This is a genomic window from Mycobacterium sp. (assembly GCF_008709575.1).
Lineage (GTDB): Bacteria > Actinomycetota > Actinomycetes > Mycobacteriales > Mycobacteriaceae > Mycobacterium.
The window spans coordinates 1-784 of the sequence record NZ_VYIK01000267.1; the positions used below are offsets into that span (position 1 = coordinate 1).

Consider the following 784-nt stretch of genomic DNA (forward strand, 5'->3'; position numbering starts at 1 on the left):
GACCCGCACTGGTATCAGTGGTCGTCGACGGCATTGGCCACCGCCGCTCGGAGCGCACCGCTGTTCATCAACCCGTTGATCTACGCCGAGGTCTCGATGAACTACGACACCGTCGAAGAACTCGACGCGGCCCTGCCCGAGCGCTTGTACCGGCGGGTGCCCTTGCCCTACCCCGCCGGATTCGTGGCGGGACGCGCTTTCCTGGCCTATCGGTCACGCGGCGGTCGGCGCGGGTCCCCGTTGCCCGACTTCTACATCGGTGCCCACGCCGCGGTGGATCGTCTCACCCTGGTGACCAGAGATGCGCGGCGTTACCGCACCTACTTTCCCACCGTGGCGATCATTGCTCCGAAGTGCACCTGACCGCGCGTGGCCGCGGCTGGTCGGGCCGCGGCAGTTGCGCCGGGTCTTATCCTGAAAGCACGAGGCGCGACATGACCCGGGATGAACTCTTGGCCTCGATCGTGGCGGCACGCCCCGGTCGTGATGATCTGGTGTACCTGCAGCGCTGCGGCGACTCCTATTCCTGGCAGCTGATCACCGACGGCACCCCGCCGTCGACCCCGACACCTGATGTATGGATGTCGTTTTCGGCGGCCTGGCCACTTGATGAACCGGCTCGGCTGCAGGCGTTCTTTGACGATCTGCTCGCCGAATTGGAGTCGATGGCCGACCCTGCCGACCGGTGCCGGTGGCCGCTCGACGAGCCCTGGCCCCACCATCACTGATACGCAGATGGTCGACTACCGGATCACCGCCGACGACCGCGCCCGATTCAAACGCT

2 protein-coding genes are annotated in these 784 nt (G+C 66.2%); both read left to right on the top strand.

Annotation, left to right across the window (positions count from 1 at the left end; genetic code table 11):
* Positions 1 to 363: type II toxin-antitoxin system VapC family toxin (locus F6Q13_RS18370; protein WP_293059596.1), on the top strand; the 363-nt coding region annotated here is incomplete at its 5' end.
* A gap of 71 nt (positions 364 to 434) precedes the next feature.
* Positions 435 to 728, top strand: coding sequence for a hypothetical protein (locus F6Q13_RS18375; RefSeq protein ID WP_293059599.1), 294 nt, complete (start codon positions 435 to 437; stop codon positions 726 to 728).
* Positions 729 to 784 lie beyond the last annotated feature (56 nt).